This window comes from Pseudomonas moraviensis subsp. stanleyae, assembly GCF_036283065.1.
GTDB classification, from domain to species: Bacteria; Pseudomonadota; Gammaproteobacteria; order Pseudomonadales; family Pseudomonadaceae; genus Aquipseudomonas; species Aquipseudomonas stanleyae.
This window is the reverse complement of sequence record NZ_JAADJI010000015.1, coordinates 31,147-56,403: the sequence shown is the minus strand read 5'-3', so window position 1 is coordinate 56,403 and position 25,257 is coordinate 31,147. Positions and strand designations below refer to the sequence as shown.

At 59.7% G+C, this 25,257-nt stretch carries 31 protein-coding genes; 30 read left to right on the top strand and 1 reads right to left on the bottom strand.

Going from position 1 to position 25,257, the window contains the following annotated elements; translation table 11 throughout:
- Nucleotides 1-150: 150 nt before the first annotated feature.
- The 30 genes from GXB78_RS25115 to recX all read left to right on the top strand — a co-directional run bounded on the left by GXB78_RS25115 (nucleotide 151) and on the right by recX (nucleotide 23,860).
- Nucleotides 151-732, top strand: coding sequence for a phage tail assembly protein (locus GXB78_RS25115; RefSeq protein ID WP_329517443.1), 582 nt, complete (start codon nucleotides 151-153; stop codon nucleotides 730-732).
- Nucleotides 733-860: 128 nt separating this feature from the next.
- A complete protein-coding gene (locus tag GXB78_RS25110; RefSeq protein ID WP_329517442.1) occupies nucleotides 861-2,831 on the top strand; it encodes a phage tail tape measure protein in 1,971 nt (656 codons plus the stop codon).
- Nucleotides 2,828-3,211, top strand: a complete 384-nt coding sequence (locus GXB78_RS25105; RefSeq protein ID WP_329517441.1) for a phage tail protein — start codon at nucleotides 2,828-2,830, stop codon at nucleotides 3,209-3,211. The genes GXB78_RS25110 and GXB78_RS25105 overlap by 4 nt, the downstream gene beginning before the upstream one ends.
- Entirely contained in the window at nucleotides 3,204-3,416 is a 213-nt protein-coding gene (locus tag GXB78_RS25100) for a tail protein X (RefSeq protein ID WP_329517440.1), read from the top strand. The genes GXB78_RS25105 and GXB78_RS25100 overlap by 8 nt, the downstream gene beginning before the upstream one ends.
- Nucleotides 3,417-3,425: 9 nt before the next feature.
- Nucleotides 3,426-4,448 (top strand): phage late control D family protein, encoded by a 1,023-nt coding sequence (locus GXB78_RS25095; RefSeq protein WP_329517439.1) that lies wholly within the window; start codon nucleotides 3,426-3,428, stop codon nucleotides 4,446-4,448.
- Between the two features lie 157 nt (nucleotides 4,449-4,605).
- Complete coding sequence (locus GXB78_RS25090; protein WP_329517438.1) at nucleotides 4,606-5,190, top strand: phage tail terminator protein; 585 nt, start codon at nucleotides 4,606-4,608, stop codon at nucleotides 5,188-5,190.
- On the top strand, nucleotides 5,187-5,369 hold the full coding sequence (locus GXB78_RS25085) for a DUF2635 domain-containing protein (RefSeq protein ID WP_253499664.1): 183 nt from the start codon (nucleotides 5,187-5,189) through the stop codon (nucleotides 5,367-5,369). Before GXB78_RS25090 ends, GXB78_RS25085 begins: the two co-directional genes overlap by 4 nt.
- Entirely contained in the window at nucleotides 5,369-6,865 is a 1,497-nt protein-coding gene (locus GXB78_RS25080; RefSeq protein ID WP_016771428.1) for a phage tail sheath subtilisin-like domain-containing protein, read from the top strand. The genes GXB78_RS25085 and GXB78_RS25080 overlap by 1 nt, the downstream gene beginning before the upstream one ends.
- Before the next feature lie 67 nt (nucleotides 6,866-6,932).
- The gene (locus tag GXB78_RS25075; protein WP_007908779.1) at nucleotides 6,933-7,280 is read left to right on the top strand and encodes a phage tail tube protein; all 348 of its coding nucleotides are present in this window, start codon (nucleotides 6,933-6,935) and stop codon (nucleotides 7,278-7,280) included.
- The gene (locus GXB78_RS25070) at nucleotides 7,277-7,573 is read left to right on the top strand and encodes a phage tail assembly protein (RefSeq protein ID WP_024011858.1); all 297 of its coding nucleotides are present in this window, start codon (nucleotides 7,277-7,279) and stop codon (nucleotides 7,571-7,573) included. The genes GXB78_RS25075 and GXB78_RS25070 overlap by 4 nt, the downstream gene beginning before the upstream one ends.
- Before the next feature lie 130 nt (nucleotides 7,574-7,703).
- Nucleotides 7,704-9,470, top strand: a complete 1,767-nt coding sequence (locus GXB78_RS25065) for a phage tail tape measure protein (RefSeq protein ID WP_329517437.1) — start codon at nucleotides 7,704-7,706, stop codon at nucleotides 9,468-9,470.
- Complete coding sequence (locus GXB78_RS25060; protein WP_329517436.1) at nucleotides 9,467-10,702, top strand: DNA circularization protein; 1,236 nt, start codon at nucleotides 9,467-9,469, stop codon at nucleotides 10,700-10,702. The genes GXB78_RS25065 and GXB78_RS25060 overlap by 4 nt, the downstream gene beginning before the upstream one ends.
- 4 nt (nucleotides 10,703-10,706) lie before the next feature.
- Complete coding sequence (locus GXB78_RS25055) at nucleotides 10,707-11,750, top strand: phage baseplate assembly protein (protein ID WP_329517435.1); 1,044 nt, start codon at nucleotides 10,707-10,709, stop codon at nucleotides 11,748-11,750.
- A 142-nt stretch (nucleotides 11,751-11,892) separates the two neighbouring features.
- A complete protein-coding gene (locus GXB78_RS25050) occupies nucleotides 11,893-12,402 on the top strand; it encodes a phage baseplate assembly protein V (protein ID WP_329517434.1) in 510 nt (169 codons plus the stop codon).
- Complete coding sequence (locus GXB78_RS25045; protein WP_101157940.1) at nucleotides 12,402-12,800, top strand: phage GP46 family protein; 399 nt, start codon at nucleotides 12,402-12,404, stop codon at nucleotides 12,798-12,800. Before GXB78_RS25050 ends, GXB78_RS25045 begins: the two co-directional genes overlap by 1 nt.
- Complete coding sequence (locus tag GXB78_RS25040; RefSeq protein WP_329517433.1) at nucleotides 12,790-13,836, top strand: baseplate J/gp47 family protein; 1,047 nt, start codon at nucleotides 12,790-12,792, stop codon at nucleotides 13,834-13,836. Before GXB78_RS25045 ends, GXB78_RS25040 begins: the two co-directional genes overlap by 11 nt.
- Complete coding sequence (locus GXB78_RS25035; RefSeq protein WP_329517432.1) at nucleotides 13,824-14,423, top strand: YmfQ family protein; 600 nt, start codon at nucleotides 13,824-13,826, stop codon at nucleotides 14,421-14,423. Before GXB78_RS25040 ends, GXB78_RS25035 begins: the two co-directional genes overlap by 13 nt.
- Before the next feature lie 13 nt (nucleotides 14,424-14,436).
- Entirely contained in the window at nucleotides 14,437-15,594 is a 1,158-nt protein-coding gene (locus GXB78_RS25030) for a phage tail protein (protein WP_329517431.1), read from the top strand.
- Nucleotides 15,591-16,106 carry a phage tail protein gene (locus GXB78_RS25025; RefSeq protein WP_329517430.1) on the top strand — a complete coding sequence of 172 codons (516 nt, stop codon included), beginning with the start codon at nucleotides 15,591-15,593 and terminating at the stop codon, nucleotides 16,104-16,106. The genes GXB78_RS25030 and GXB78_RS25025 overlap by 4 nt, the downstream gene beginning before the upstream one ends.
- Before the next feature lie 124 nt (nucleotides 16,107-16,230).
- Nucleotides 16,231-17,328, top strand: coding sequence for a phage tail protein (locus GXB78_RS25020; protein WP_329517429.1), 1,098 nt, complete (start codon nucleotides 16,231-16,233; stop codon nucleotides 17,326-17,328).
- 7 nt (nucleotides 17,329-17,335) lie between these two features.
- The gene (locus GXB78_RS25015) at nucleotides 17,336-17,887 is read left to right on the top strand and encodes a tail fiber assembly protein (RefSeq protein WP_042607031.1); all 552 of its coding nucleotides are present in this window, start codon (nucleotides 17,336-17,338) and stop codon (nucleotides 17,885-17,887) included.
- Between the two features lie 29 nt (nucleotides 17,888-17,916).
- Nucleotides 17,917-18,657, top strand: a complete 741-nt coding sequence (locus GXB78_RS25010) for a gp53-like domain-containing protein (protein ID WP_329517428.1) — start codon at nucleotides 17,917-17,919, stop codon at nucleotides 18,655-18,657.
- A gap of 2 nt (nucleotides 18,658-18,659) precedes the next feature.
- Nucleotides 18,660-19,091: a phage tail assembly chaperone gene (locus tag GXB78_RS25005; RefSeq protein ID WP_329517427.1), complete on the top strand. Its 432-nt coding sequence runs from the start codon at nucleotides 18,660-18,662 to the stop codon at nucleotides 19,089-19,091.
- 51 nt (nucleotides 19,092-19,142) lie between these two features.
- Entirely contained in the window at nucleotides 19,143-20,321 is a 1,179-nt protein-coding gene (locus tag GXB78_RS25000) for a carbohydrate-binding protein CenC (protein ID WP_329517426.1), read from the top strand.
- Between the two features lie 34 nt (nucleotides 20,322-20,355).
- A complete protein-coding gene (locus GXB78_RS24995) occupies nucleotides 20,356-20,571 on the top strand; it encodes a hypothetical protein (RefSeq protein ID WP_329517425.1) in 216 nt (71 codons plus the stop codon).
- A 36-nt stretch (nucleotides 20,572-20,607) separates the two neighbouring features.
- Complete coding sequence (locus GXB78_RS24990) at nucleotides 20,608-21,174, top strand: glycoside hydrolase family 19 protein (protein ID WP_329517424.1); 567 nt, start codon at nucleotides 20,608-20,610, stop codon at nucleotides 21,172-21,174.
- A complete protein-coding gene (locus GXB78_RS24985) occupies nucleotides 21,153-21,671 on the top strand; it encodes a lysis system i-spanin subunit Rz (RefSeq protein WP_329517423.1) in 519 nt (172 codons plus the stop codon). Before GXB78_RS24990 ends, GXB78_RS24985 begins: the two co-directional genes overlap by 22 nt.
- Before the next feature lie 67 nt (nucleotides 21,672-21,738).
- A complete protein-coding gene (locus GXB78_RS24980) occupies nucleotides 21,739-22,239 on the top strand; it encodes a CinA family protein (protein ID WP_329517422.1) in 501 nt (166 codons plus the stop codon).
- An 83-nt stretch (nucleotides 22,240-22,322) separates the two neighbouring features.
- Complete coding sequence (gene recA, locus GXB78_RS24975; RefSeq protein WP_024011876.1) at nucleotides 22,323-23,381, top strand: recombinase RecA; 1,059 nt, start codon at nucleotides 22,323-22,325, stop codon at nucleotides 23,379-23,381.
- Nucleotides 23,382-23,389: 8 nt separating this feature from the next.
- Nucleotides 23,390-23,860, top strand: a complete 471-nt coding sequence (recX, locus tag GXB78_RS24970) for a recombination regulator RecX (protein WP_024011877.1) — start codon at nucleotides 23,390-23,392, stop codon at nucleotides 23,858-23,860.
- A gap of 57 nt (nucleotides 23,861-23,917) precedes the next feature.
- Here recX and GXB78_RS24965 read toward each other — a convergent pair whose 3' ends face one another.
- Entirely contained in the window at nucleotides 23,918-25,033 is a 1,116-nt protein-coding gene (locus GXB78_RS24965; protein ID WP_329517421.1) for an LOG family protein, read from the bottom strand.
- Between the last annotated feature and the right edge of the window lie 224 nt (nucleotides 25,034-25,257).

The following is a 25,257-nucleotide window of genomic DNA, read 5'->3' as shown; positions in this document are numbered from 1 at the left end:
CTCGGTTTACCGGCAAATCACAAAACCCTGTGGGAGCGAGCCTGCTCGCGAAAGCGGTCGTTCAGTTACATCAATGTCGAATGTGCCAAAGCCTTCGCGAGCAGGCTCGCTCCCACAGTGGATCTAAACGAATCACCAAGGAATTCATACATGCCGTGGATGCCACCCCAACACGAACTGCTGTCGCCGATCACCGGCGATGACGGTTCGCAAATCGAAAAGATCCAGCTCAAACCGCTGTTCTACGCCGCACAGAAAGAAGTGCTGGAGCGCGCCGGCGATGACGAAGACGATCAGTTTTTCGAACTGGCGCTGCTCGCCACCGGCCTGTCGATCAAGGAACTCGATCAACTCAAACGCCCGGATTACGTGAGCATCGCCCAATACGTCCATGAGATGTCGACTCGACCGAGTGCGTACTTTCTCGACCAGATCGAGGATGCGGAGAAATCCGACGATCCCGATCAAGTGCAATTGCTGCAGCCACTCGCAGTCACCGGTCGCACCGTGACTTCGCTGAGTCTGGAAATGCCCGTGCTGCGTGCCACCAAAGTGATGAAGAAACTGAAAACGGCCAAGGAACGCGCCGAATTCATCACCGCCCACTGCACCGGCCTGATGATTCCCGATCTGGCCCATCTGACCGTCCCGGACTGGACGCAATTGCAGGTGCGCATCGACGATTTTTTAAACCAGCCGGCGGCCTACTTTCGGAACGCGACATCGAAGTAATCCTCGATATCGTCCCGCTCATTTACCCGGTAAGTGAGGCGGAGATTCTGGAATGGGACGCCGAAAAGGCGTTGCGCCGCTACGACATAGCGATCACTCGCCTTGGCGTGAAACAGGAGTAGAGCGGCATGGCAGAAAGCAAATTTGCGCCGATGAATGCCGGTGAGAGGGGGGGCGCAGCAACCGGTGATATCCGCTTGAACATGGCTGCGGCCAACCCCGGCCCCATCATCGGCGATCAATATTCTCGCCTGAGTCAGGCACTCGTTACCGCAAGTATCAGGATCGATGCGTTGACGACAGCGATCGATTCATTGCGGTTGGCATTGTCCAACTTGCGGGTGCTCTCGTTGAGTTCCACTGCGAAGGGTGAAGCCACCAGCGCGCCGGCAGCGCCGGATGCGGCCGCCGAGCGGGCCAAGGCACCAGAAAGTGTGAGGCCGGCGATTGACTTTTATTCGGCGGCGGCCGATCTGGGTAGCACAGCACAATTGACGCCAGTGCAGGCCAACGAAATGGCACTGACGAGCTTGATCATGGCCAGTAAGCCGATGGTGGCGGCGGGAGGCACCAGCGGTATCGAATTGATCAAGGTTGCAACGCTGGCCGCCGACGCAGGAATCGGCAATGAGCTGACCAACGCATCGGACAAGTCTTTTGAGCTGCTCAACTTCACCAGCGACGCTGCGGTGGTCGCGTCGGCATTCAAAATCCCCGCGATGGAAGTCGCCGAGATGATGACTGTGTGGCGCACTTCGATGAAGCTCACTCGCGATCAGGCGTTTGACCTCGCGGATGCGACACACAAGCTCGGCAAAATGCCGGGGGGCGTCAAGTCCGCCGACATCGGCGCCGTACTCAAGCAATCAGGCGAGGCGGCGATAACTGCAGGTTTGCAACCCGAGCAGGCCGCAGCGCTGTCGGCAGCTTTGCTTCACAGCGGAGCGAGCAAAGATGATGCCGGGGAGGCGTTGAAGAGTCTCTCAGCCGCCTTGGGCAAAAGTGACAGCGTCTCCGCCACCGAACGTGGCGCCTGGAAGCAGTTGGGACTCGACCCTGCCGCCGTGACGGCTGCAATGCATGACCCGGACAAGCAGAATGCTCAGGGTGCGCTGCTCTCGGTGCTTGCTGCGCTGCACGCCAAACCTGTCGAACAACGCGCCACCCTGGCGCGAACTCTGTTTGCTGACAGCGGCAATGCGGTGCAGTTGTTGGCGCAGAATCCGGGCGATGTCAACGAGGCCTTTTCGCAAGTAAAGAACAAAAGTCAGTACGCGAGTTCGGTGATCGGTGAGCAGAGCTCGGTGCGCCAGTCTGCACTGGCACGCTCCAATTCCCCGCAAGGACAGTGGAATGCTCAGACTGCTCGAAACGAGCGCTTGGCTATCGCCAGCGCCCAGGCGGTGGCGCCTTCTCCTGAAGGACTGAGCGTTGCCGGTGCTGGCATCGACAGGATGAGTGAATTCGCGGAAGACCATCCGACGATCACGGCGGGGGTCATTGTTTTGGGGTCAGCCCTGAAAAAGCTATTCGATCTTGTGTTGGATGCCGGTGTCGATGAGGCGAAAGACCGGCTGCGCAAACGGATACCCGGTAGCGCCCTCGCGAATCCCCCCGATGATTCGCCAACAGCAGATTCTGCACCGAGGCTTGCAGCGGACAAGCGGGTGACAGAGATTGCCAGTCTGGCTCCTGCGGCCGGCGGGGAAATGGCAATCGGCGGACGAACGTCATGGGTCGATACGCCGCGCCTCGAGCCATCGACAGCTTCTCTGGAGGCGATTTCGAAGGTGATTCCCGCATCAGGCAGGAACGCGCACGCTGCATTGAATGAAAGACTTGCTAACTCCGCGCCTGACACGCTCTCTGCGCCCGGCCAGGTGAGCAGGGAACTGGCGAGCGCCCAAGCGCCGAACCAGCAAGTTACATATGCACCTTCGGTCCAGGTCTACTGCAGCGATCCCGGCAGCTCGGACAAGATCGGTATGTTGGTTGCGCAGCATCTGCAAAACCAATTCATGCAGATCACTCCGCTATTGACCAACAACCCCCTCGCCACCCGCCGCGACGCCGCCCTGACCGATGGAGCCGCCACATGAAACAACAAATGGCACTGGGCAGTTTCATCTTCGGCCTGTCGCGCAACTTTGCTTACCACTCGCTGCTGCGCAAATCCGACGGCGGCTGGTCAGAAATACAGATCCTCACCAGCAAACCCAAGTCCAGCCAGACCGGCCAGAAACCGGAAACCCTGACCATCACCGGCAAGTCGATGTACGCCGTGGCCATGGATCGGCTCGATGAATTACGAGCCTTGCAGGCGCTGCGCATCCCGCTGCCGTTGATTGATGGCATCGGTCGCAACTGGGGATTGTGGCGGATCAATTCGGTTCAGGAAACTCAAGGGCAGATCATTGATGACGGCACGGCGATGGTGGTCGATTGGGTTATTGAATTGGCGGAGTTCAACAATGCGTAAAGCACGAAGCGTGGCTGGTGATTCGGTGAATCTGCTGCTCTATCGGGAAACCGGACGCAGTGATGACGCCGCCGAAGAGGCACTGTGGGAGCTCAACCCGAACCTCGCCGAACACGGGCCGATTCTGCCTGCTGGCGTCACGGTCGTGCTGCCCGAACTGGATGTGAAACCCGCCGTGATCAAGGCGGCGACGGCCTGGGATTAAGGAGGCGGCATGGCACTGGGATTCACGCCCGCAGTAAATATCTACGGGGCCAACGCGGCCCTGCTCAATCAGCGCCTGATCAGTTGGGAGCACATCGACGCCGCCGGTTTCGAGTCCGATCAACTGACGTTGACCATCGATCTGGAGGGCCTTGAAGGGCTGCCGAGTCTGGGTGGAAAGATTGGTCTGCAAGTCGGTTATCGGGAAACCGCAATGGTCGATAAAGGCCTGTTCAAAGTGACGCGTCTGACGCCGACACTGTTTCCGTTTCGCCTCACCCTGGTGGCCACCGCGGCGCCGTTCAGCAAGGATGATGAAACCGGCTTCAAGCAGCGCCGCACCGTCAGTCATGGGCCAACGACGCTGGGTGGATTATTTCGTGAGCTGATCGAGCCGCACGGCTTTTCGCCGCGGGTTGCGCCTGAGATTTCGTTGATCCGCATCGAGCACATCGACCAGTCCAACGAAACTGATATGGGTTTCGTCACGCGTCTGGCGAAGAAATACAACGTCGTCGCCAAGCCTTATGGCGATGTGTATGTGCTGGCGCGGCCCGGACAGACCAAGTCCTTGTCGGGGCAAATTCTGCCGGACGTGACCCTGTCGGTTACCCACGACAACCGCCCAGGCGACCACGCCTTCATCAGCGCCACGCTGGAAGAATCCGCCCGTGAGCAGGCCAAGGGCTGCAAGACCTGTTTCTGGGATGCGGCGGCCGGGGTGTTGCGTTGGGTCGAGACGGGCGTAGCGCCGTTCAAGACCTTGCGCCAGAAGCAGCCCAGTGAAGCCGAGGCCATCGCAGTCGGCGAGGGCGAAGTACGCAAGATGCTGCGGCACAAGTACAAGGTGAAAATCACCTGCCCGGGCGATCCACGCCTGGCCGCCGAAGGTCTGGTGTTGCTCGATGAGAGCTGGCCGGACTTCATGCGCGGGCGCTGGTCGATCGACAAAGTCACCGCCAGCGGCAGTCGAGAGAACAGCTATCGCTGCCTGATAGATGCCTCGTGCCTCGACCCGAAGGCTGAACAGTAATCCTGAACCAACTGCATATTCCTGTGGGAGCGAGCCTGCTCGCGAAAGGGACGTCAGCTTCAGCATAGATGTGACTGATCGACCGCTTTCGCGAGCAGGCTCGCTCCCACAGGGACTGCGGCGTCCTCTGTAATTTCTCTTACTTCGGAATACCCCCATGAAGATCACCCCGATCCTCACGCAATTGCGTGGGCAATGCCCTGGGCTTGCCAATCATGTTTCGGTGGGTGTCGATCTGGCGTTGTTGCAAGGCAACTCCGATCTGGCGACACCCTCGGCTCACGTTCTGCCGCTGGCCGATCTGGCCAGTCCTGGCAGCGCACAAAACCTCCTGACCCAACCAATCCGCGACCGCTTGGAAATCGTCCTCGTGCTTGACGCCACCGACGCTACAAAAGCGCTGGATCTGTTGCACGACCTGCGCGCCGAACTGTGGCGCGCGCTGGTGGGGTTCAAGCCTGACGCTGACTACAGCGCCATCGTCTACGACGGCGGCGAACTGGTCTCGATCAACAGCAGCCGCGCCTTCTATCGGCTGCGTTTTTATGCCGAGTTCCAGCTCGGCCGCAATCTGCCCGGGCAGCCTGCGGAGAGTTGGCACGAGCGCGAACTGGACGCTTTGTCGTCCTTTACCGGGATGACGGTGCGGGTCGATGCGATCGATCCGGCCGACCCCAACCTGCAACGCCCGGGCCCTGATGGCCGGGTGGAAATGACTTTCTCTGGAGACGTAACCCCATGAGCAACCGCATCACCGTACTGCCGGCCGCCGGCCGTGTCGTGCCTGACCCGGAGGCGGGCGATCTGCTGCCTGCCGAAGGCCGTGAAGTGCTGGACAGCGCCTGGTGGCGCCGACGTCTGGCCGACGGCGACATCACACTCAAAACCGCAAAAGCGGCTAAACCACAGGGAGCCAAATAATGGCGATCGGATTCAGCAACATCCCGGCGGACATTCGTGTGCCGCTGTTCTATGCCGAAATGGACAACTCGGCCGCCAACAGCGCGACCTCGGCCATGCGCCGTTTGATCGTCGCGCAGGTCAACGACAATATTGCCCCGACTGAAGTCGGCAAACTGGTGCTGGTCTCCAGCGTGGCGCTGGCGAAAAGCATCGGCGGCCAGGGCTCGATGCTCGCTTCGATGTACGAGACGTTCCGCAAGGCCGACCCGATCGGCGAAATCTGGTGCCTGCCGCTGCACAACACTGAAGGCGCTATTGCCAAAGGCGTGTTGACCCTGACTGGCACTGCGACTCAGGCGGGCATGCTCAACCTGTACGTCGGCGGCGTGCGCGTGCAGGCCACCGTGGTCAACGGCGCCACCGCCGCTCAAGCGGCCACCGCACTGGCGCAGAAAATCAACGCCACTGCCGACCTGCCGGTCAGCGCGGCGGCTGCCGAAGGCGTGGTCACTCTGAACGCCAAATGGACTGGCGACAGCGGCAACGACATCAGCCTGCAATTCAATCGCCTGGGCAAGAGCAACGGCGAAGAAACCCCGGCCGGCCTGACCAGCGCGATCACCGCCATGACCGGCGGCGCCGGTGTGCCTGATCAAATCGCTGCCGTCGCGGCACTGGGCGATGAGCCGTTCGAATTCATCGCCTTGCCATGGTCCGATCTGGCCACTCTGAACACCTGGCAAGCGGTCATGGATGACAGCACCGGGCGCTGGTCGTGGGCCAAGCAATTGTTCGGTCACGTCTACAGCGCCAAGCGCGGCACCGTCGGTACGCTGGTCGCTGCAGGCCAGGCGCGCAATGATCAGCACATGACCATTCAGGCGCTGGAACCGGGCGTACCGCAACCGTTCTGGGTCCAGGCCGCTGCGCTGGCTGCGCGCACGGCGGTGTTCATCTCCGCCGACGCCAGCCGTCCGACGCAAAGCGGCAGCCTGCCGGGCGTTGACCCGGCGCCGGCAAGCGAGCGTTTCACCCTGACCGAGCGTCAGTCGCTGCTCAACTACGGCATCGCCACCGCTTACTACGAAGGCGGCTACGTGCGCATCCAGCGCTCGATCACCACGTACCAGAAGAACGCCTACGGCCAGGCCGACAACTCCTATCTGGACAGCGAGACCATGCACCAGTCGGCGTTCATCGTGCGTCGTCTGCAAAGCGTGATCACCAGCAAATACGGGCGCCACAAACTGGCCTCCGACGGCACGCGTTTTGGCGCCGGCCAGCCGATTGTCACCCCGGCGACCATTCGCGGCGAGTTGATCGCGCAGTACGCCAAGCTTGAACTCGAAGGCCACGTGGAAAACGCCGAGCTGTTCGCCGAGCACCTGATCGTCGAGCGCGATGTGCAGGACCCGAGCCGCGTAAACGTGCTGTTCCCGCCGGATTACATCAACGGCCTGCGCGTGTTCGCACTGCTCAACCAATTCCGTCTGCAGTACGACGACGCGGCCTGATCCGCGCAGTCGGCGCTAAGCATTCAGCCCACCTCGCGTGGGCTTTTTCATTCAAGGGAGTAACACCATGGGTCAACTGATTGCAGGCACCTGCTACGTCAAGGTCGACGGCGCACAACTGACCATCAATGGCGGCTGCGAAGCCCCGTTGATGGCCGTGAAACGCGAAACCGTCGTGCCCGGTTTCTACAAGGAAACCGACATCGCGCCGTCGTTCAAAGTGACCGCGCTGCACACCGCCGACTTCCCGCTGAAGAAGCTGATCGAAGGCACCGATATCACCGTCACCTGCGAATTCAGCAATGGCAAAGTCTACGTGCTGGCCGGCGCCTATCTGGTCGAAGAACCAGTGTCCAAGGGCGACGACGCCACCATCGAACTGAAATTCGAAGGCATCAAGGGGACCTGGCAATGAGCGCCGCCGTGAAGCTTCAGGTAGCGATCGAAGCCCACGGCGAGCCCCTGACCGAACTCGTTCTGCGCCGTCCGACGGTGCAGGAAGTGCGAGCGATCAAGGCGCTGCCGTACAAGATCGACAAGAGCGAAGAAGTCAGCCTCGACATGGACGTGGCGGCCAAATACATCGCCGTGTGCGCCGGCATTCCGCCGTCGTCGGTCAACCAGTTGGATCTGGCTGACCTCAACGCACTGAGCTGGGCCGTTGCGAGTTTTTTCATGAGTGCGGCGTCGGCGCCATCACCGACCTGATCGCCGTCGCCTATGACCTGGCCTGGTTCTGGAAGGTTGACCCCGAACAGATGATGGCCAGGCCACTGGATGTGCTCCGCGAATCGCTGGAGCACGCGCAACGGATCAACGCGATGCAGCAGGTGCAGTGATGGCAGACGAAGAGAAGAAAACCCCGAAACCGGTGCTGATCACCGGCATCGATGAACTCTCGCCCAAACTGGGCGCCCTGCGTGTGAAGGTCGAGAGTTTCAAAAACAACCTCGAGCAGACCGGCCTCGGCAAACTGGACATCAGTGGTCTGTTCAAGGGCGGCAGTGTGATTACGCCGTTCGTGGAAGGGATCAAGTCGGCGGCGGCGTTCCAGGGCAAATTGAACGAAGTCAGCGACACGGCGAAAACCGTCGATCTTCCCGCCGCGCCGAAAGCCGCCGCGCAGAACATGAACGTGTTCAGTGCGTCGATGGAAAAGGTTTCGGCCTCGGTCGACGCCGCGCTGGTGCCAGCCGTCGGGGCGCTGGTGGTTGGCCTGGAGCCGGTGCTGACTCAGGTCGGCAGCCTGCTCGCCGACAATCCGCAACTGGTCGAAGGCTTGGCGGCGGGGGCCATTGCCTTTTCGGCCATGCAAACCGCCGTCACCGGTATGACGCAGGTGATGGACGTCATGAGCATGGTGCTAAAGACCAATCCGATCATGCTGATCGCCATGGGCATTGCCGTGGCGGCCGGTCTGATCGTGGCCAACTGGACACCGATCAGCGCGTTCTTCACAGGGATGTGGGAGGGCGTGAAAAGCGCCGGGACGCGGGCGATGGCAACGTTGCGCTCGGTGCTCGACTGGCGACCACTGGCTGCACTGGCAGCGCTGTGGGAACCGCTCGGCGGATTCTTTTCGGGCATCTGGGACAAAGTCAAAGCAGTCACCGCGCCGGTGACTGACTTTTTGCAATCGGTGTTTTCCTGGTCCCCGGCCGGAATGATCATTGAAAACTGGGGGCCGCTGACCGGCCTGTTCTCGGCGATCTGGGAATTGCTCAAGGCCTTGAGTGTGCCGGTGATGGCGTTTCTCAGAAACCTGTTCGATTTCTCGCCGATGCAGATGATTACCGATGCGTGGGGTGGTGTCGTCACGTTCTTCGAACCGATGTTCACGACGCTGCATTCGGCCGTACGAAGCACCCGGGATATCCTGCGCACGCTGTTCGATTTTTTTCCGATGGAAATGCTCACCAGCGCCTGGGGTGGGATTGTCGGGTTCTTCGAACCGATCTGGATGGCGCTGCAAACGTCTGTGCAGCGGGTCAGAGGCTTTTTCACCAGCCTGTTCGAGTGGTCGCCGCTGGAGCAGATTGCCCAGTATTGGCAGCCTATCGGGGAAGTCTTTTCGGCGATCTGGGGCGTTGTGTTGGCACTGTCCGCGCCGGTCGTGGATTTTCTGCACAGCCTGTTCGAATGGAAGCCTCTGGAGCAGATCATCGAGAGTTGGGGGCCGATCACCGAGTGGTTCGGCGAGTTGTGGCAAAAGCTGCAAACCGTCATTGCGCCGATCAAAGAGTTGTTCGAGGGTGGCTTCGCCGGACTGATCGCCAAGGTCACCGGCAAGGTTGAAACTCTCACTGAAGCGCAACGCCAGACCAATGCTGAAGGCAAGGGTGAGCTGGCGCCGGCGTTCTTCGGTGCCAACCCGGCGCCTGCTGGCAACGGCACACTGCAAAGCGCTTCGTTGCCGCAAACCTCCAGCGCCCTGATCCAGCAGAGCGCCGCCAACAACCGCACGCAACTCGAAGGCGGGCTGACCGTGCGCTTCGAAAATGCGCCGGCAGGCCTGCGCACCGAACAACCGCAAACCAATCAACCGGGTCTGGCCGTGTCTTCGCGCATCGGCTATCGCTCACTGTCGATGGGAGGTTCCCAATGAACTGGCGTGACCGTTTGTTGCCGGCATCCTTTCGCGGTGTCGGTTTCTGGATCGACCAGGCGAAAACCCCGGTCGGTCGCAAAGGGCAGTTGCATGAATACCCGCAGCGCGACCTGCCGTTTTTCGAGGACCTCGGCCAGCAGGCCAAAACCCACGATCTGACCGCATTCATCATCGGCCCGGATTGCCTGGAGCAGCGTGACAAGTTGCTCAAGGCGCTGGAGCAGGGCCGTGGCGAGCTGGTGCATCCGTGGCTCGGACGCCTGCAAGTCAAGGTCGGCGAATGCGACATGACCCACACCCGCCAGGACGGCGGGCTGGTGACGTTCGCATTGAAGTTCTATCCCGATCAGCCGCTGCCGTTTCCGACGGCAACGGTCAGCACGCAGAAAGTGCTGCTGGCCAAAGCCGACGGTCTGCTGGGTTCAGCGGTGGCGCGTTTTGAACAGGCGATGACGTTGATCAAGGCTGCGCGGATCGGCATCACCAACCTGCGCAACAGCCTTACCGGGGTTTACGAGGTGATCAAGGAACAACTGAAACCTTTGATCGAGCAGTACCGGCAGATCACCGAGCTGGTCAAAGCCGTGAAGGAGCTGCCCAAGGAAGTGGCGGCAGAATTCAAGGGCCTGCTCGGTGATATCAAGGAGTTGAAAGCGTTCGCCAAGGAAGGCTACCGGGGTGTGATCGCCGACGTGTCGCAGCAACTCGAAGCGATTCGCAAGGCCGATGCGCCGAAGATCACCACCGGCAAGGACACCAATGCCGCAGCGCAAGCGATGGCCGATCTGGTGCAGGACACGATGCTGGTCAAAGTCGCGCAGTGGGTCGCGTCGATGCCGGTGGCGACCACGCCGGTGAAACTGGCGTCGACACCGTCGGTGGCTCAACAGTCCACGTCGCCGGTCAGCCGTCCGGAAGTCCCCGTCAGCGATGACATGCAAGCGCTGCGCACGGCGGTGACTGCCGCCATTGATCCGATGCTGGCGAAAGCCGGGCCTGCGCACTTCCAGGCAATCAATGATGTAAAGGAAGCGCTGGTGGCTCATCTCAAAGCGGTGGCGTCCTCCGGCGTGCGCCAAGTCAGCAAATCGTTTCAGGAAAGCTTTCCGGCAGTGGTCGTGGCCTACAAGCAGTTTGGCGACGCCACGCGAGTCGAAGAAGTGACTCAGCGTAACGCGATTACCCATCCCGGTTTCTCGCCCAACGATGTGAAAGTCTCGCGGGAGTGACGGCATGAACGAGATGGACAATCACGTCACGCTGACGGTCAACGACATGGAATACGGCGGCTGGAAAAGCGTCGAAATCACTGCCGATCTGGAGCGTCAGTTCCGCACCTTCAAACTCGACATTACCTGGCAATGGCCAGGACAGACCGTGGACCAAAGGATCAAGCCCGGCGACCCCTGCGAAGTAAGAATCGGCAAGGATCTGGTGCTCACCGGCTACGTGTTCAAAGCGCCGATCCGCTATGACGGGCGGCAGATCAACCTGACTATTGAAGGCAGTTCGAAAACCCAGGATCTGGTCGATTGCGCCGCCCGCAACCTGCCCAGCCAATGGCAGCAACAACCCTTGCTGAGCATCGTCCGCGATCTGGCGAGCGAATATGGACTGTGGGTCGTCAATGAAATCAGCGAAACCACTCGCCTGACCAAACACACCATCGTGCCGGGTGAAACGGTGTTTCAGTCGATCGACCGATTGCTCTCGCTGCTGCGGGTGTTTTCCACCGACAACGAACTGGGCCAGTTGGTGTTGGCCAAACCCGGCAGCGGCGGACGCGCCAGCGATGCGCTGGAGCTGGGCAAGAACATCCTGTCGGCCAATGCGCCGATGGATTTCAGCCAGGTGTTTTCCGAGTACCGGGTCATCGGCCAGCAAAAAGGCTCGGATGCGAAAAGCGGCGCGGCGGTCAGCGAAGTCGAATCGACGGCGGCGGACCTGAGTTTCAAACGTCGGCGCACCACGGTGATCAATGAAGGCACGCAACTGACCTTTGAGTTGGCGCAGCAGCGTGCCCAATGGGAAAGCGCGACCCGCATGGGCCGTGCGCAGACCACCACCTATCAGGTGCAGGGCTGGCGGCAGAGCAACGGCGATTTGTGGCGCCACAACACGCTGGTGAAGGTCAAGGACCCGGTGCTCGATTTCGATGGCGACATGCTGATTTCCAAGGTCACTTATTCGTTGTCGGCGCAGGGCTCGGTGACCACGTTGCAAGTGGCACCGCCGCATACCTTCGATCCTGATCCGACACCCCCGAAAAAAACCTGAGCCTGACCCCGAACCCTGTGGGAGCGAGCCTGCTCGCGATAGCGGTTCAACAGACACAGAAGTGTCGACTGTCATGCCGCCATCGCGAGCAGGCTCACTCCTACAGTTGATCGCGTTGTGCCCACCTTTTTGAGAAAAAACCATGAGCCTACTGACACGCCTGCTGGCGCGCGGCACTGTCGTGCTCGCCAATTCGGCTTCGAAACTGCAATCGCTGCAAATGCGCCTCACCGCCGGTGAAATCAACGACGACCTCGAGCATTTCGAGCCCTACGGTTTCACCAGCCATCCGCTGGCCGGCGCCGAAGGGATCGTCACCTTCCTCGGCGGCGACCGTTCCCACGCCATCGCCCTGGTCATTGCCGACCGCCGCTATCGCTTGCAAGCACTCGCTGCCGGCGAAGTGGCGATCTACACCGACGAGGGCGACAGGATTCACTTCAAGCGCGGGCGGATCATCGATATCGAAACCGCCACGCTAAACATCCGCGCCAGTAGCGCGGTGAACTTCGACACGCCGGTGATCAATCAGACCGGCAAGATCGTTTCCACGGGTGATCAACTGGCCGGCGGCATCAGCCAGATCAAGCACGTCCATGTTGGCGTGCAGGCCGGCAACGGCCAGACCGGCGCACCGGCAGGAGGCCAATGATGCTCATCAGCCAGAATCTCCACGCCGCACTGACCCGCGCCGTGCTCATCAGCCTGTTCACCTGGCGTCGCGCCGCCGACGACGACGCCCTCGATGACGAAGAACGCTTCGGCTGGTGGGGCGACAGTTTCCCTACGGTTGCCGACGATCGCATCGGCTCGCGGCTGTGGCTGTTGCGCCGGGTCAAGCTCACTCGGCAAACGCAAATGGACGCCGAGTTCTATGCCCGCGAAGCCCTGCAGTGGCTGCTCGACGACGGCCACTGCAGCGCCATCGACATCATCAGCGAACGCCTCGACGCCCAGCGCCTGAACCTGCGCACGGTCCTGACCCTGGCCGACGGCGAACGTCTGGACATCAACCCCGATAACAGTTGGCAGGTGATCTATGCCGTTTGAAACCCCTTCGCTGCCGGTGCTGATCAAGCGCACCCAAAGCGACCTGGCCGGCGATTCGCTGCGCCAGTCCGATGCGCAAGTGCTGGCTCGTACTCTTGGCGGCGCCGCTTATGGCTTGTACGGTTATCTCGACTGGATTGCCGAGCAGATCCTGCCCGACAAGGCCGACGAGTCGACACTGGAACGCATCGCCGCGTTGCGCCTGAATCAGCCGCGTAAAGCAGCGCAAGTGGCTACCGGCAGTGTCAGTTTTACCGCCACACCCGGCGCTGTGCTGGATGTCGACACGCTGCTGCAAGCGAACGATGGCCGCACCTACAAAGTCACCACCGCGCGCACCACCGTCAGTGGCAGCAACAGCACCACGATTGCCGCGCTGGAAGCCGGCAGCCTTGGAAACGCTGATGCCGGTCTGACGCTGACCCCGGTGCAACCGATTGCCGGGATTGTCGGCAACAGCTTCGTGGTGCTGGCGCCGGGCCTCAGCGGCGGCGTGGCCCGCGAAAGCCTCGAATCGCTGCGCTCGCGGGTCATCCGTTCCTACCGCGTGATTCCCCATGGTGGGGCGGCCAGCGACTACGAAACCTGGGCGCTGGAAGTGCCGGGTGTGACGCGGGCGTGGTGCCGGGGCGGCCTGCTCGGGCCGGGCACGGTGACGGTGTTCATCATGCGTGATGAAGACCCGCAACCAGTGCCGAACGATGAACAGTTGGCGGAGGTTCAGGAGTACATCGAACCGCTGCGTCCGGTCACCGCCCAAGTGCATGTGCAGCGACCGGTTCAGGTGCCGGTGGTGTATCGCTTCAAGCGCGTCGAACCGGACACTACCGCGGTTCGCGCCGCCGTCGAAGCGCAACTGCGCGACCTGCATAACCGCGAGGCCGATCTGGGTCTGCCGCTGCTGATCAGCCATATCCGCGAAGCGATCAGCAGTGCCGGCGGCGAATACGACCACAGCCTCAGCGCACCGGCCGCCGACGTGCCGGCCGGGCAGAGCGAACTGCTCACCTTCGGAGGCTGCATATGGGGGGCATAAGAACCGCCGCGCAATACCAGGCGCAATTGCGCGCCTTGCTGCCCAGCGGCCCGGCCTGGGATCCGGAACGGGTGCCGGAACTCGAAGAAGTGCTTGAAGGCGTCGCCGTCGAACTGGCGCGCCTTGATGCCCGCGCCGCCGATCTGCTCAACGAAATGGACCCGGCCGGCGTCAGCGAACTGGTGCCCGACTGGGAGCGGGTGATGAACCTGCCCGACCCGTGCCTGGGCACCACGCCGCTGTTCGACGATCGCCGCCTCGCCGTACGCCGCCGCCTGCTCGCGGTCGGCAGCCAGGCTATCGGCTACTACCTCGACATCGCCAAAAGCCAGGGTTACCCCAACGCCAGCATCACCGAACACGAAGCCCCGCGCATGGGCCGTGCCCGTTTCGGCTCGGCGCATTGGGGCACCTGGGAAGCGCAGTTCATGTGGACGCTCAACACCGGCGGCCGCCTGCTGCTCGGTCGGCGTTATGGCGCTAGTTATTGGGGCGAGCGCTTCGGCGTCAACCCGGGCTCGGCACTGGAGTGCCTGATCCACCGCAGTGCGCCGGCGCATACCAAGGTGCATATCAATTATGACTAGGGAGAAATGAGGGATGGACTATCCGATTAGTGTGCCCAGTGCCGGGCTGGTGAATGGCAGGTTTGTCGATGAAAACCCGCTGACCGGGACGCCTGGGTCTTTGATTCCGGCGGATTGGGGTAACGGGGTGACGCTGGAAATTCTCAACGTGATCAAGGCGGCAGACCTGACGCCGGACGAGAAAAAATACGATCAGTTGTTGCAGGCGATTCAATCGGTAACCGCCAAGGGCTGGAACCAGGATCTGGCGCTGCCGCTGGCGGCGCTGCCACTGCCTACAGTTGCCACCGCCGATGCACGTCTGCCGGTCAGTCCGACTGCGGCCTCAACCAGTGGTGGCCGGGTTTCGATCGCAGCGGGAACCTTTATCAGTCTTGGCCAGGAAGTAGTGGCCGGCCAACTCGGACGTTCGCGCACCTTTGTGACGGCGGCGTGGAGCAGCGCGGACCTGCTGCCCAGCAGTCATTACTTTCTGCGAGCGCAAGTTGTCGCTGGCGTACTGACGTTCTACACGCAACGCGGTGGCATTCATGACGTCGTGCCTGACTCGCTGAAAGGCACGGTCAACGGCGCTGCGGGCGGCGGTTTTCAGTCCACGCCTCTGGACATGTGCCTTGCGTGGGTAATAACCGGAGCACCCGGTTCGGTGCCGGTTGTGCGGACCATTTACAACCGCGCTCGTTTGACCTGGACACAAACGGTGAATGGCACCGGCGCAATATTTTTACCGCTCGACCCGCATGCGCGTGCGGCACGACTGGTCGCCGGTAACCCGACGCCATCGTCGACGGCGGTCACCTCAGTCGCCTTTCCATCCACCGGTTGGGCAGGTGGCAACTACTGCTTCCTGTCGCCGATCCTGACGGGCAGTTCGAACAACCCGGGAGGATGGAACCCGGCAACGGTTTCACCGTGCGTATTGTTCACCAACAACATCGTCAATGACGTCACGGTTTCGACGTTGGCAGCGAGTTTCGACCATGCCAATTTGCGCTCACTGTGGCAGTGCTATCAGGCCGAACACAACCTGGGCCAATCGAATGCCGACAGCGATGAGCTATTGCTGAGCATGGGCATCAAAACCCATCCAATCACTGATTACAGCGTGGGAATTGCCATCAACTTTTCCGACGCGGTGAACGTGCAATTCTCGTGGGAGCTTATTCGATGATCGTCATACAGGAACTTCATCAGTGCGACGGTGAGTTGCGCCTGCCGCAACCGTCGGCTGCGCACGAGTGGGATGGGCAGAACTGGGTTTTCAATGCAGATATGCAGATTGCTCTGGATCTGCAGGAAGCCGAACGCCTCTGCACCAAGGTTGACACCACTGCCGACAGCGCTCGCAGCGCACTGGCAGGCGATCCGCTAAAAGCCGTGGAGTACGCACAGGCAGCCGCAGATGCTCAGGCTTTTCAGGATGCCGGTTACCCGAAAAAAGAAGTCCCTCTCTCAGTTGCCGCGTGGGTCGTCAAAGGCCGCACGGCCAAACAGGCGGCGGAGCAGATTCTCACCAAGGCCGAACAGCTGACTGACCATTTGCTCACTCTGCGCACTTTGCGCCTGAAGGCCAAAGCGCAGATCCGCGCGCAGGCGGGCAAGGGCAAGATCGATCTGGCGCGCGGCGCGGCCGATGAAGCCTTGATTGCCATTGGCGAACTTGCCAGCGGTCTTTCCAGCTGAGCGATATTTTTCGTCCCGCTTCACCCAAGCCCACTTCGATGTGGGCTTTTTTTTTCCGAAACAGACCTGTGTCTGCCAGTGCGCAGGCACGGCTCATTTGTCATTTCACAGGAACGAACAACATATGGACTATCCAAAAAGCGTCCCCAGCGTCGGCCTGGTCGACGGCCGTTTCGTCGATGAAAATCCGGTGGCGGGGACGCCGGGTTCGTTGATTCCGGCGGTGTGGGGTAACAGCGTGACTCAGGAAATCCTGAGTGTGATTACCGGCGGGGGGCTGGAGGCTTCCGAAGCGGACAACGGTCAGTTGTTCAAGGCGATTCAGGCGATTGTCGGCGGCGCCAGTCCGATGCGTTCGGTGATTACCCGGCTGACTGCTTCGAAAGCGCTGACCGAACAAGAACTCGGGCTCGTGCTGATCGACGGCAGCCCCGGTGCCGTCACGTTGACGTTGCCGCCCGCCAACGCCGCGCTTGGTGTGCGCGATGTGATCGTTCGTCGGGTGGACAACAGCGGCAATCGCATGGTGATCCAGGCGGCCGGTACTGACCGAATCCGTTTTCATACTCATCTCTCGCTAAGTGGTTACGCGTTTTTGGTGTTGATGGGCAGCGGCGACTGGTGGCATTTGCGCTGTGACGGGGCGGGGAGTTGGTGGCCGGTGGGGCGACTTGATACCAGTGCCTTGGGTCGGCCATTTTTCGAAACGACCACTCTGCTCAACCCGGGTGGCTACGGTATTCCTAACGGCGACCTGTTCAAGCGTGCCGAGTGGCCATGGCTGTGGGATTTCGCCCAAGCGTCTGGCGCGTTAACCACCGAGGCATTACGCGCTGGGAGAGAGGGAGGCTGGACTACTGGCGATGGTGCTTCGAACTTTCGTATTCCGGAAATTCGCGGTGAGTTTTTGCGAGTGCTAAGTGAAAGCAGGAACGTGGACAGCGGGCGAGCTATCGGCAGCCTGCAAATGCATTCCTTGCAAACCCACAACCATTTTCTTCCTACCGGAACCGGCTCTTCTTTCCGTCCGGCGCCTGCTATCCCAGATCCTGTGTGGAACGTTGCCACTGATGTGAATTTTTCTCCGACGTCTTCAACCGTGGCGACGACCTACCCTAATCCTGCATTCGACTCCGATACCTTCATCGGCAATATCGGTAACTTTTCTGGCGAAACCCGTCCTCGAAATATTGCCTACCCCGCGCGAATCAAACTGATCTGAGGTGCACATGTTCAATTATCTGATAGATGACAGTGGCGCGTTGTCAGGACCGGTCGAATTTCCGTTGGTACCGGGTATCGGCGCTCAATTACCAAGTAATGCCGTGACCCTGAGCATCGAACTGGCCCCGGCTCCACGGGGATATGCCTGGGTTTATGACAATGGTTCGTTACAACAGCAAGTTGATCGTCGCGGCAATGTTTATCACACCGATACGGGGTTGAGAGAAAGCTGGACGAAGCTGGGCGATTTGCCGGAAGGCCTCACCGAATTACCTTGGCCAGGCGGCTTTCACGCTTGGATCGATAATGCCTGGCAGCTCGACGAAGTCGCGCGACTGGCTGATCTGAAGCGTGTCGTTCTGGCTCAGCGCGATGTCCTGCTCGGCAACGCCTTACTCCGCATCGCGCCCTTGCAATATGCCGAAGACGCCGGTGATGCCAACCATGACGAACAGTTACAGCTGCTCGAATGGAAGCTCTACAGCGTGGAGTTGAACCGCATCGACAAGCAGCCCGGTTTTCCTGAGGCGATCAATTGGCCGGTTTTGCCTGCCTGACCGTTTGATTTTTCACAAGGAGATGTGCAATGGATTATCCAAAAAGTGTGCCCGGTGCGGGTTTGGTAAATGGAAAGTTTGCGGATGAAAACCCACTCACCGGTGTCCCCGGGTCATTGATTCCGGCAAGTTGGGGCAATGGCGTTACGCAAGAAATCATGGAAGTCATCACGAGTACCGGGGCCACCGCTGATGAAAGTGACAACACTCAGCTCAGGGTTGCAATCAATACCCTGATCTCCAGGAATCAGAGCGAAAGCCTGGCTACTCAGGAAGACGCGGAGTCGGGTTCGAATTCGACAAAACTGATGACTCCGTTGCGAGTCTTCCAAGCCATTGGCAAGAAAGTTTTGCAAGCAACCGAGACGATAACCGGGACTGCAAGAGTCGCTTCTCAAGCTGAGGTCAATGCTGGCACCAGTGATTCGGTTATGGTCACTCCCAGGAAACTCCGACTCGGGTTCATGGTGAGACTCGGTCCCTCTGGGTACCTGGTATTTCCGTCCTGGATGGGCGGTCTGATCATCCAATGGATCAACGGAAGTGCCAGTCAGACCGCTAACAATAACAACGGTGAACTCAATTTGTGGCCGTTGGCATTTCCCAATGCATTGTTCCTCGCGGTTGCAACCCATGAGGGGACGTCAACGGCGACATTTCTCACTTGGAATGCGGTGTCCTCGGTAAGTCGACAAGTGGGCATCAATGTGCGTTGCCCTGATTACGCTAATGTCTCGATTTCCGCACGGATCATCGGCGTGGGGTATTGAATATGTATTATTTTTCTCCGCAAACCAGCGGCTTTTATCATTCGCAACTGCATGGCCTGAACATACCCGCGGACGCTTATGAATTAAGCGAAGGCGAGTATTGCGCGCTGATATCAAATGCACCCAAGGGAACAATTCTTTCTCTCGATAAAGAGGGACGCCCGGAACGAATCCTGATGGCCGAGCAAACTGCCGCCTCCCTTGAGCGTGTGTGGCGGGACCACCAGTTGCAGCTGACTCAGTGGTTGGTGATTCGCGATATGGAAGAGTTGGAAACGGGTGGCGGCACGACACTGCGTACCGAGGAATACAGACAACTTTTGGCTTATCGACAAGCGTTGCGCGACTGGCCTGATGATCCGGAGTTTCCGCAGAGTCGCTCGCGTCCGCTGGAACCCGATTGGCTTGAAATAGCGATGCGCGCAAACAGCTGAGTTACGCGCCGAGAAAGCGCAGCGCACAAAGAATCTTCAAGGAATACTCACGTGGATTACCCAAAAAGCGTCCCCGGCTCTGGTCTGGTCAACGGCAAGTTCGTTGATGAGGACGCCATTGCTGGTACGCCCGGCTCGCTGATTCCAGCGAGCTGGGGCAACAGTGTCACTCAGGAAATACTCAGCGCAATTACCGCAGCGGGGTTGAGCCCGGACGAACAGCAGACTGATCAGTTGGCTCAAGCGATCCGGCAACTGTCCAGGCCAGATCCGCTGCAACAGTTTCCGGTGCAGGTGTATCGCCGGAATCTGCTGATCAATGGCGGATTCGATATCTGGCAACGCGGGACGACCAATCAGGCGCCAAATGTCGGCGGGTACGTGGCTGATCGTTTCCGTTGTGACTGGAACGGCAATGCTGCCGTGAATATCTCTCGCCAGGATTTCGCGCCAGGCCAATCCGAAGTGTCAGGCGAGCCAGCTCATTTTTTGCGTTGGCAGCAGACAACAGCCGGCGTCGGTTCCACTGAACACAAAATTTCCCAATATATCGAGTCGGTCAGGACACTGGCCGGTAAAACCGCCACCATGACCTTTTGGGCGCGCTCCGATGCTGCGCGGCCGCTGAAGGTATTCATAACCCAGTACTTCGGAACTGGTGGCTCGGAGCCGGTGATGAAAGCGGTCGAGGTCTTTCAATTGACCACGGCTTGGACCAGGTACACGACCACCTTTCAGGTACCTGTGATCGCCGGGAAAATGCTCGGTGCCAATGATTGTCTGAGGCTGAGTTTCGATCTTCCGCTGAATGTGATTCAAACGGTTGACCTGGCAAGAATTCAGCTGGAAGAAGGGCCGGTTTCTACCCCCTTCGAGAGCCGTCCGGCCGCGGAAGAGCTGATGTTATGTCAGCGCTACTTCGAAAAGTCTTTTGCAAGCCGCTTGCCCATTCGGGCAAACAACGGCCCAAGTACCTGTATCGCCACGTTCACCCAGGCCGCTGCCGCGAAGTCCCCCCAGTCCGGGATGGCGGTAACCCTGCTGGTTCAGAAGCGCGTACAGCCTACGATCAAGATGTATTGCCCCGGCGAGGCCAGCGGTGAAATCTGGAATTATTCACTTATAAAAGGCATGTACTGGATCCATCGTGCAGAGTGTGACCGAGCGCAGTTTTGCCTTTGGCACGACGACGCCCGTCGACAGCGTTCCGGGACAGATACTGCAGATTGAATGGACTGCGGATGCCGAGCTCTAGGAGTAAGCAATGAGTTATCAATTGACTACATGCGGCGTACTAAGGCTGAGCGATGTAGCTTATATCCCGCAAGATCCAACCAATCGCGACTGGCTTGATTATCAAGACTGGCTTTTATCTGGCGGCAAGGTAATGCCGGCAAACGATTCGTTTGAAACTGCCCTGAACAGCCCCCTGAAAACTCTGGCAAATAAATGGCTGGCAAGCATCAGCCGTCAGCCGTGATTCAATCGGACCAACATCCAGGGAGGATCAAGCATCATGCAATTAACTGAAAGACACCTTATCGACATCATGCCCAACGCCCGCTCCCAAGCGGGCGTTTTTGTTTCGCCGCTCAATACCGCCATGGCCAGGCAACGCATCGATACGCCCAAGCGCATCGCTGCATTTCTGGCGCAGGTCGGTCACGAGTCGGGCCAATTGCGTTACGTGCGCGAACTGGGCAACAACCAATACCTGAACAAATACGACACTGGCACCCTGGCGCTGCGTCTGGGCAATACGCCCGAGGCGGATGGCGACGGGCAAAAGTACCGGGGGCGTGGGCTCATTCAAATCACCGGTCGCGCCAACTATCGACAATGCAGCCTCGGCTTGTTCGGCGATGAGCGTTTGTTGTCCTTGCCGGAATTGCTTGAACAGCCGCAATGGGCGGCTGAATCGGCGGCGTGGTTCTGGGCGCAGAAGGGCCTGAATGAACTGGCCGACGCGGACCAGTTCAACACCATCACCCGGCGAATCAACGGCGGGTTGAACGGTTTGCAGGATCGTCTGGAAATCTGGGCGCGGGCGAGGGCGGTGCTATGTCCGGCTCCTGGCGGGTGATTGGCCTGTTGTTGCTGGTGGCCGGGGCTTTTGCTGCGGCGTGGCAGTTTCAGGACTGGCGCTACGGGCGTCAATTGGCCGAGCAGGCGCGGTTAAACGCCGAAACGCAAAATCAACTGACACAAGCTGCCGCGAACGCGCAACAGGCCGAGCAGGATAAACGCCTGGCACTGGAGCAACGACTCGCGGCCAGTGAACAAACCCATTATCGAGCGCTGAGCGATGCCCAACGTGATCAGGATCGCCTGCGCGATCGCCTTGCTACTGCCGATGTGCGGCTGTCAGTCCTTCTCGACGCCGGCGACGTTGCCCACGGCTGTGCGGTGCCAGCCACCGCCGGCACCGGCGGCGTGGATTCTGCAACCTTACGCGCCCGACTTGACCCGGCGCATGCTCAACGAATTGTCGCCATCACTGACACCGGCGACCGTGGATTGATTGCCTTGCAGGCCTGTCAGGCCTATGTCAGAGCGTTGGCGCCCGAACATTTTGAATGATTCTGTGTATTGAAAGCGCGTCCGGCTCGTGTACGGTGAAGGCATTCCACACGATCCGGAGCTCGCCGTGAAAGAGATCACCCAACTGGCCGCCGAACTGGGCCGACGTCTGCAAGTGCTCAATGCTCACGTCACCACCGCAGAGTCTTGCACCGGTGGCGGGATCGCCGAAGCGATCACGCGGATTCCGGGCAGTTCGGCCTGGTTTGAAGCTGGGTATGTGACGTATTCCAATCGACAGAAAACCCGGCAGCTGAATGTGCCGGGGGATTTGTTCGAGACGGTCGGTGCGGTCAGTCGCGAAGTGGTCGAAGCCATGGCGCGCGGTGCACAGCAGCACAGCCTGGCGCATTTTGCCGTGGCGGTCAGTGGAGTGGCCGGTCCCGACGGTGGCACGCCGAACAAGCCGGTGGGCACGGTGTGGTTGGCCTGGGGTGTTGGCGACGCGATTTACAGTGAGGTTCAGCACTTCCCCGGCAACCGTGATGAAGTCCGCCGACAAACGGTCAAGGCCGCGCTAGAGGGGCTTGTGCGACTAGCGGCACGAGAAATCGAAAATCAGGGGTAGGCGATCTTCGAACGCTGTGGAATAATACTGGCTACTTATACAGGTGTTGGCCGTCAGGCCTTATTGATTACGTGAGGACTTTAATGGACGACAACAAGAAGAAAGCCTTGGCTGCGGCCCTGGGTCAGATCGAACGTCAATTCGGCAAGGGTGCCGTGATGCGTATGGGCGATCAGGACCGTCAGGCGATCCCGGCTATCTCGACTGGCTCTCTGGGTCTGGACATCGCGCTCGGCATTGGCGGCCTGCCAAAAGGCCGTATCGTTGAAATCTACGGTCCTGAATCCTCCGGTAAAACCACACTGACCTTGTCCGTGATCGCTCAGGCGCAAAAAGCCGGCGCGACCTGCGCATTCGTCGACGCCGAGCACGCCCTCGATCCAGAGTACGCCGGCAAGCTGGGCGTCAACGTTGACGACCTGCTGGTTTCCCAGCCGGACACTGGTGAACAAGCCCTGGAAATCACCGACATGCTGGTGCGCTCCAACGCCGTTGACGTGATCATCGTCGACTCCGTGGCAGCACTGGTACCGAAGGCTGAAATCGAAGGCGAAATGGGCGACATGCACGTCGGCCTGCAAGCACGTCTGATGTCTCAGGCGCTGCGTAAAATCACCGGTAACATCAAGAACGCCAACTGCCTGGTCATCTTCATCAACCAGATCCGTATGAAGATCGGTGTGATGTTCGGCAGCCCGGAAACCACCACCGGTGGTAACGCGCTGAAGTTCTACGCCTCGGTTCGTCTCGACATCCGCCGTACCGGCGCGGTGAAGGAAGGCGACGAAGTGGTCGGCAGTGAAACCCGCGTCAAGGTTGTGAAGAACAAGGTAGCTTCACCGTTCCGTCAGGCCGAATTCCAGATTCTTTACGGCAAGGGCATCTACCTCAACGGTGAGATGATCGACCTGGGTGTGCTGCACGGTTTCGTCGAGAAGTCCGGTGCCTGGTATGCCTATGAAGGCACCAAGATCGGTCAGGGCAAGGCCAACTCGGCCAAGTTCCTGGCGGACAACCCGGAAATCGCCGCGAAGCTCGAGAAGCAGCTGCGTGACAAGCTGCTGTCGCCAGCAGTGATCGCGGACTCCAAGGCCTCGGCGGTCAAAGAGACCGAAGACGACCTGGCCGACGCTGACCTCTGAGTGCAGCGATGACCACCGCGGTATTGGATACCCTCGTCGCGGTGCGGCGAACCGCCATGGACCTGCTCGCACGCCGCGAGCATGGTCGAGTCGAGTTGACGCGTAAGTTGCGTCAGCGCGGCGCCGAGGCGGAGCTGATCGAAACAGCCCTCGACCGACTTACGGAAGAGGGGCTGCTTTCCGAGGCGCGATACCTTGAGAGCTTTGTTTCCTACCGAGCCCGTTCCGGCTATGGCCCTTTGCGAATTCGTGAGGAGCTCAGCCAGCGGGGCTTGCAACGTACCGATATCGAAATCGCCCTGCGCGAAAGCGGTATCAATTGGCAGGCGCAGCTTCAGGACACGTGGCAACGCAAGTTCTCCGGACATTTACCGATTGATGCTAAAGAGCGAGCCAAGCAAGGCCGGTTTCTAGCGTATCGGGGTTTCTCGATGGAGATGATCAACCGCTTGTTCAGTGGTCGAGGGATGGACGATTAAACCGATTCAATAAAAACGGCCCGCTATTTTTAAATAGCGGGCCGTTTTTTTTTGCCTTCAGATCACGTTGGAAGGTTCGCGCGAGCGTTGTGCGGTGGGCGGTTTTGAATCCGCCCAGTTTTCCGGCAGGTTGATGAAGTCCACCAACTCTCTCAGGCGACCATGGGTGCGGCCATTGAAGGCGAACGCCAGCCGCGCGAGATGGCTGTACTGCGCATCGTCGTGTTCTTCACCGTTGTAGGCATGTTGATGAAACTGGTCGCTCAGGCATAGATCAGCGAACTCTTCCTGCATCTGCGCCAGTGCCTGGTCGCTGAGCTTGTGGTTCATGCGGATCACAAATTGGCGCTTGAGCCAGCGGCTGGAGTGGAAGTTGCTGTAAAACTGATTGATCTCCTCCACCGCCTCTTCAACGCTGTAGACCAGTCGCATCAGCTTCATGTCGGTCGGCAGAATATAGCGGTTTTCTTCCAGCTGATTGCGGATGAAATCCAGCGCTCCTTGCCAGAACGTCCCGCCCGGTACATCCAGCAACACCACCGGCACCAATGGGCTTTTCCCGGTCTGGATCAGCGTCAGCACTTCCAGCGCTTCATCAAGGGTGCCAAACCCGCCCGGGCAGAGCACCAGCGCATCAGCCTCTTTGACGAAGAACAGTTTGCGGGTGAAGAAAAAGTGAAACGGCAACAGATTGTCAGTGCCATCGACGGTGGGGTTGGCATGTTGCTCGAAGGGCAGGGTGATGTTGAAACCCAGGCTGTGATCTCGGCCGGCTCCTTCGTGGGCGGCGGCCATGATGCCGCCGCCGGCGCCGGTGATGACCATCATGTCCGCACGCGTCAGCGCTGCGCCGAGTTCGCGGGCCATCGCGTATAGCGGATGTTCCACCGGCGTGCGTGCCGAGCCGAACACGGTGACTTTGCGCCGGCCCTTGAATTGCTCAAGCACGCGGAACGCCTGCTCCAGTTCACGCAGGGCTTGCAGGGTGATCTTGGCGTTCCAGCGGTTGTGATCTTCCTGGGCCATGCGCAGCACGGTGAGGATCATGTCGCGATAGATAGGGATGTTCGGGCTGTTGGGGGACACATGATTGAGTTGTGCTTCGACCTGACTGATAAGGTCGCCGCTTTCCTGAAAATGACGGCTCAAGAGGTCATTCGGTTGATAAGGCATTCAACGTCTCCTTCTGCACAGAGCGGGTAGCCCTGACGACCAGCGTCGGGGCCGCACTGCAAAAACACACAGGGCCGGCAGTTCCATTTCTGCCGTTAACGAATGATCGGGAATACTCTCAATCTAGACCCTTGCACGCATTCGCGCTGACTTGAACAGTGCGCTGTAACGTTTTGCCTGGCAACCGCTTGCTGATTTGCGACAAAGTCTCGCCGCTCGTCTGA